Below are 5142 nucleotides of genomic sequence, written 5' to 3' on the forward strand. Positions count from 1 at the left end.
AACACGCACCCGGCCGCTCGCAGCCGCGCAGCGGTCTCCGTGGGCGTCGGGCCCCGATCGATGGTCACGACCGGGCAGTATGGCCCCATGACCCAGCTGGACGGCGCTGTCCTGCTCCCCGACGGCACCGCGGTCCGCGGGCGTGGCCGTCGCGACCCGCTCCCCGAGGGGCCGCTACCCGAGTTCTCGCTCTGCCTCGGCAGGCCCGGCCAGGACGCAGAGCCGGAGTGGGAGGCGGCGTGGATCGACTGGCCGGACTTCCGGGTCCCCCGGGACCGGGCGGCGGCGATCGCCGCGATCGTCGCGGCCTACGAGCGTGCCCGCGCGGGCACGTTGGTCGAGGTCAGCTGCACCGGCGGGACGGGCCGCACCGGCACCGTGATCGCCTGCATGGCCGTGCTGGCGGGCCATCCCGCCGACGACGCCGTGGCCTGGGCCCGCGCGCACTACCGACCGCGGGCCGTGGAGACCCCGTGGCAGCGGCGCTGGGTCCGGGGCTTCGCCGAGCGGGCGGCCCGGCGGCGCTGATCAGCCGTGCCTGCGGCCGTACGCCGAGGACAGCCGGGTGCGGGCCGTGAACAGGTGCCGGGCGACCTCGGCGGTGATCCGGTCGGCGTCCTCGGTACACCGGTCGACCCGTTCGGACTCGGGTAGGCCGCGGTAGGAGGCGCTCAGCTCGTCCAGCGCGTCGAGCAGTTCGGCGATCGCGGCCGAGCGTGCGTTCGCCGCCTGGGTGACGGACAGGTCGGTGCTCGCGGCCGAGCGCGCGTTCGCCGCCTGGGTGACGGACAGGTCGGTGCTCATGCGGTCCATGGTCGCGGCCGCACGTGTCGAGCATGGTCACTCGACGCTACGAACCCGTGACCTCACGTTTCGGCCGCCCTCCGGGAGACCCCGACGATCACCGCCGGATCGACGCCCGGATTGTGCACCTCGCGCAGGTCGAGGCCGGTGAACCACAGCACGCTGCCGCGGCCGAAGCGCCGCCGTCCCCCGAGGGTGCAGCGCAGCTCGATCTCCCCCTCCTCGACGAGCACGAGCACCCCGCGCCACTCGTCCTCCACGTGCGGACGCGACTCGCCCGCGTGGATCTCGATCCGCCGTCTGCCGAAGCGGCGCGGCACGTCCGTCACGTCGCCTCCCCCGAATGCCGTTACCTCAGGGTTGACCGGGGGACCGCCGAGAACTCATCGGGCGTGAACGAGATCGCCGGATCGATCCCGCGCAGCGCGGCGACGGCGGCGGCGTGCCCGAGGTGCGAGGCCTGCTCCACGCGCAGGGGGTCGCCCGTCAGCCCGCGGATGCCCGCGGTCTGCAGGGGCGCGATCGCGAACAGGTGCCCGCCCGCGCGGTCGGGGTGCGCGGCGTCGACCAGCAGGGCGACGCTCTCGCCGTGCCGCCGGACGTCCTGGGTCATCGTCCCCAGCCCGGGGACCAGCCGGTCGATCCCGCGCGCCCACCACGGTGCACTGCCCCCGGCATCGGACCGCTGCAGCTCGGGAGCGGTGCGGGTGAGCAGCGCGAGGACGTGGGTGGCGCCCTCCCGCAGTGCCCGCGCGACCGGCAGCGGGTCGCCGATCGACCCGTCGACCCAGCGTCTGCCGTGCAGCTCCACCGGCGGTCCGGTCAGGTACGGGATGGCCGCGGTGGCCCGCATGGCGAGCCGCCACTCCGCGGGCGTGGGCAGCTCGGAGAGCACGTGCGGGCTCAGGTCCGCCGCGTCGGTGACCATCACGCGCAGCGGGGCCGGGCTGTCCCGGAGGGCGTCCCAGTCGGTGGGGCGGACGTGCACGAGGATGTGGTCGATGAGGTGGTCGAGCGAGACCACCGGGCCGCGGCCGAGCCGCCGCGGGTCGACGAAGGCGGGTGCGGCCATGTCGTCGGGGAAGATCCGGGAGGCGTCGTAGCCGTGGCCCAGGAGCGCCGCGGCGGCCACGAAGGCGCCCGCCGACGCGCCGTACGCCACGTCGAAGCCCCCGGTCAGCCCGGCTTGCTGCAGGGCCCAGGCCATCCCGCCCGCGTACGCCCCGCGCATCCCGCCACCGCCCACGACCAGCGCGATCCGGTGCCCGTCGGTGCGTGAGCCCGGTGCGCTGCCGTCGTCTCGACGCCGGAAAAGGGCCCGCAGGACCTCGTCGTCTCCCTGGAGGTCCATCCCGCCATCATGACCGGCGGACCCGCGGGCCGCAGGAAACCGGACGAACGTTACCGGCTCGATCGAGCGCTGCTGCCGAGCTGCTGATCTCGGTAGGGTCTGGGGCGTGAGTGTCTGCAAGGTCGAGGTCGACCCCGCCGAGCTGGGGCTCGACGCCGCTCGTCTGTCCAGGATCGACTCCCACTTCGCCCGCTACGTCGACGACGGCAGGCTCGCGGGCTGGTCCGTGGCCGTCGCGCGGCGGGGGCGGCTGGCCCACGTGGCGCACCACGGCCGCCGGGACGTGGCCGAGGACCTCCCCGTCACCGACGACACGATCTGGCGCATCTACTCGATGACCAAGCCGGTCACCTCCGTCGCGGCGCTGATGCTGTGGGAGGAGGGGCTGCTCGAGCTGACCGACCCGGTCTCGCGCTACATCCCCTCGTTCTCGGACATGCGCGTGTACACCGGCGGGTCCGCGGCGAACCCCGGCACCGTGCCCGCCACCGAGCCCGTGCGGGTGTGGCACCTGCTCACCCACACCTCCGGGCTCACCTACGGCTTCCACCACGCCCACCCGGTCGACGAGATGTACCGGGCCAGGGGGCACGAGTTCGGCCCGCCGCGGGGGCAGGACCTCACCGCGGCGTGCGACGTCGTCGCGGGCCTCCCGCTGCTGTTCCAGCCGGGCACGGAGTGGAACTACGGCGTGAGCACCGACGTGCTCGGCCGGGTCGTCGAGGTGGCCTCCGGGCAGTCCCTCGCGGACTTCTTCGCGGACCGGATCTTCACCCCGCTCGGCATGGACGACACCTCGTTCCAGGTCACGGACCTGAGCAGGCTCGCCACGCTGTACGTGCCCAAGCCCGGCGGCGGGCTCGTCCGGTCGGCCGCGATGGGGGACGCGATCACCCGGCCCCCCGACTTCCTCTCCGGCGGCGGCGGGCTGGCCTCCACGCTGTACGACTACCACCGCTTCGCGCAGATGCTCGCGAACGGCGGCGAGCTCGACGGCGTGCGCCTGCTCGGCCCCCGCACCCTCGCCTACGCCACCCGCAACCACCTGCCCGGCGGGCTGGACCTCGAGGAGATCGGGCGGCCGATCTTCGCCGAGTCGACCTACAAGGGCACCGGGTTCGGGCTGGGCTTCTCCGTCGTCGTCGATCCCGCCGCGGGCAAGCAGCTGCAGGGGCTCGGCGAGTTCGGCTGGGGTGGGCTGGCCAGCACCACCTTCTACGTGGACCCCGTCGAGGAGATCACCGTCGTGTTCATGACCCAGCTGATGCCCAGCAGTACCCATCCGATCCGCCCGCAGCTGCGGGTCCTCGTCTCCCAGGCGGTGGTGTCGTGAGCTATCCGACGGAGCGGCGGGGGAACCCCGTCGTCGCGTTCATCGTCCGGGTCGTGGTGGTCGCGATCGCCCTCTGGGTCGCCACCTGGCTGATCGACGGCATCGAGCTCGGCGGGGCCACCACCGCGAGCAAGATCGGCACGCTGGTCGTGGTCGCGCTGATCTTCGGCATCGTGAACTCGGTGCTGAAGCCGATCCTCAAGATCCTCAGCTGCCCGCTGTACGTGCTGACCCTCGGCCTGTTCGGGCTGGTGCTCAACGCGCTGCTGTTCTGGTTGGTCGGCACGTTCTCCAGCAGCCTCGGGCTGCCCTTCGTGGTGGACGGCTTCTGGCCGGGCTTCTGGGGCGCGATCGTGGTCTCGGTCGTCGGGTTCGTGCTCCACCTCGTCATCCCGGACAGCCTCGACCGCCGCTAGACGGGCCAGGTCTCCTCGCGGAGGCCGCCGTCCCAGAACATCCACTCGTACCGGCTCGTCGTGAGGAAGTGGTGTCGCATCCGGGCGAGCTCGGTGTCCGAGACCGTCTCGCCGATCCGGTCGGTGGCGGCCAGCACGGCGTCGACGACGGCCTGGAACTCCGACCCGCCGTACGTGGCGATCCAGCGGGCGTACAGCGGGTCGGGGGAGCCCATCTCGACGAGGTGCTCGCCGACCTTCGCGTAGATCCAGTAGCAGGGCAGCACCGCCGCGACGGCCTCGGCGTAGGAGCCGGAGTAGGCGGTGGCGAGCAGGTAGGACACGTAGGCCTGGGTCGCAGGGGCGACGGGGAGCGCGGCGGCCTGCGCGGCGGTGAGGTCCAGCTCGCCCAGCAGCGCGGTGTGCAGGTCCTGCTCCGCCGCGATCGCCCCGGCCGCGTGGGCGCAGAACATGGCGAGCGCCTGCTCGTCGGGCGCCTTGGCGGCGCACAGCGCGAGCGCGCGGGCGTACCCGCGCAGGTAGTGGGCGTCCTGGACGATGTAGTGCCGGAAGGCCGAGTGCGGGAGGGTGCCGTCGGTCAGCCCGGTGACGAAGGGGTGGGCGAGGACGGCGTCGTAGATCCCGGTCACGTCGGCCCAGAGGACCTCGGTCGTGCGCATGGCCGGAGCGTAGCCGGCGTCGCGGTGGGTATCCGCCGCTTCACGAATCGTGGAAGACATACGCACTTCGTAGTGGATCTTGCACGAATCGTGTGCTCTGAGTGAGAGGTCGGTCACTCGCCGGGTACGATGTCACCTGCCGGCAAACGGGGTGGGTCACCATGGAGCATCCCGGATGGCGACTCAGCGCTGAGGGCGCGCAACCGGCCCCGCACGTCCCCGCCTGTGGAGGTGAGTGGAATGAGTCCCGTCCCCATGGATCACCACGAGAAGATGCGGCTGCGCGCCGCGGCGTTCCGTGTGACCCGGCTGTACCCCGGCCCCGTCGGTGAGGTGCTCTCGCGTGAGCTCCTGACCTGGGAGGAGTTCGGCTATCGGCTCGGGGGAGGCCAGCTCGTCATGCGGCTGGTCGACCACGTGCTGAAGACTCCCCTGAACGCCGACGGCCGAGACGGCGTCGCCGCCTGACCGCACCCCCGTGGGGTCCCGGTCAGGGGCCCTGCAGGGTCGTCACGGTGCTCGCGGCCGCACCGCTCGGCGGCGCCGAACCGTCCGTCCGGTCTCCGCGACGGACAGGCC

General features: G+C 72.9%; 8 protein-coding genes. 4 read left to right on the plus strand and 4 right to left on the minus strand.

Going from position 1 to position 5142, the window contains the following annotated elements:
- Positions 1-87: 87 nt before the first annotated feature.
- Entirely contained in the window at positions 88-528 is a 441-nt protein-coding gene (locus tag H5J29_RS19985; protein WP_181782574.1) for a phosphatase domain-containing protein, read from the plus strand.
- Here H5J29_RS19985 and H5J29_RS19990 read toward each other — a convergent pair whose 3' ends face one another.
- The 3 genes from H5J29_RS19990 to H5J29_RS20000 all read right to left on the minus strand — a co-directional run bounded on the left by H5J29_RS19990 (position 529) and on the right by H5J29_RS20000 (position 2155).
- Complete coding sequence (locus H5J29_RS19990) at positions 529-804, minus strand: hypothetical protein (RefSeq protein WP_181782575.1); 276 nt, start codon at positions 802-804, stop codon at positions 529-531.
- A gap of 62 nt (positions 805-866) precedes the next feature.
- On the minus strand, positions 867-1133 hold the full coding sequence (locus H5J29_RS19995) for a hypothetical protein (RefSeq protein ID WP_181782576.1): 267 nt from the start codon (positions 1131-1133) through the stop codon (positions 867-869).
- A 20-nt stretch (positions 1134-1153) separates the two neighbouring features.
- Positions 1154-2155 (minus strand): patatin-like phospholipase family protein, encoded by a 1002-nt coding sequence (locus H5J29_RS20000; RefSeq protein WP_181782577.1) that lies wholly within the window; start codon positions 2153-2155, stop codon positions 1154-1156.
- A 106-nt stretch (positions 2156-2261) separates the two neighbouring features.
- Here H5J29_RS20000 and H5J29_RS20005 point away from each other — a divergent pair, with 106 nt between their 5' ends.
- Both H5J29_RS20005 and H5J29_RS20010 read left to right on the plus strand, forming a co-directional pair.
- Entirely contained in the window at positions 2262-3488 is a 1227-nt protein-coding gene (locus H5J29_RS20005) for a serine hydrolase domain-containing protein (RefSeq protein WP_181782578.1), read from the plus strand.
- A complete protein-coding gene (locus tag H5J29_RS20010; RefSeq protein ID WP_181782579.1) occupies positions 3485-3904 on the plus strand; it encodes a phage holin family protein in 420 nt (139 codons plus the stop codon). Before H5J29_RS20005 ends, H5J29_RS20010 begins: the two co-directional genes overlap by 4 nt.
- Here the strand turns inward: H5J29_RS20010 and tenA are convergent.
- The gene (gene tenA / locus H5J29_RS20015; protein WP_181782580.1) at positions 3901-4563 is read right to left on the minus strand and encodes a thiaminase II; all 663 of its coding nucleotides are present in this window, start codon (positions 4561-4563) and stop codon (positions 3901-3903) included. The two genes, H5J29_RS20010 and tenA, sit on opposite strands and share 4 nt — an antisense overlap.
- 240 nt (positions 4564-4803) lie before the next feature.
- Between tenA and H5J29_RS20020 the strand changes: the two genes are divergently transcribed.
- Positions 4804-5031: a hypothetical protein gene (locus H5J29_RS20020; RefSeq protein ID WP_181782581.1), complete on the plus strand. Its 228-nt coding sequence runs from the start codon at positions 4804-4806 to the stop codon at positions 5029-5031.
- The last annotated feature ends 111 nt before the right edge of the window (positions 5032-5142 follow it).

Source organism: Pseudonocardia pini (genome assembly GCF_013870575.1).
Lineage (GTDB): Bacteria > Actinomycetota > Actinomycetes > Mycobacteriales > Pseudonocardiaceae > Pseudonocardia > Pseudonocardia pini.